Raw genomic sequence first — 523 nt, forward strand, 5'->3', positions numbered from 1 at the left:
TTATTATTATAAATGCAGATATGTATTTTATATATTTTTCATATTTATATCCGAATCTATTAATTGCATATGGAAATGTAAAAATCCATATTATTATACCTGAAAATAGTCCAGCCACAGAAAGTATGCTTAACTCCTTTAATAGGAAAAATCCTGCAGTAAGCCACCACAGTATCTGGAATGGATTGGTCAATCCCATTGATAATCCTATAAAATAGTTACCCTTTCTTGATTTTGACGGCATTTTAGATTTTAATACAGCCATTCCAAGGTAAAGCATGAATAACCCACCTATTATATAAATAAATTTTAGTATACCTAAATTTATGTATGACCGAAGGAAGTAAACAATTAAAAAGAATGTAAAATCTGCACTCATTGCACCTGCACCAACACTTGTCCCATGCATCTTTGATTTTAATGATTCATTTGCTATTATTGAATTTACAGCACCTGGTGGACCTGCAAGAGATAATCCAAGGATTATTCCAAGCAGATAGTAATAAAATATCATTATGGTTTA

At 30.4% G+C, this 523-nt stretch carries 1 protein-coding gene; it reads right to left on the reverse strand.

The annotated features are described in order from the left end of the window. The coding region (locus tag AOG55_RS07830; protein ID WP_055041139.1) for a LysE family transporter at window positions 1–514 on the reverse strand (514 nt) is incomplete at its 3' end. Between the last annotated feature and the right edge of the window lie 9 nt (window positions 515–523).

Source organism: Acidiplasma cupricumulans (assembly GCF_001402935.1).
Lineage (GTDB): Archaea > Thermoplasmatota > Thermoplasmata > Thermoplasmatales > Thermoplasmataceae > Acidiplasma > Acidiplasma aeolicum.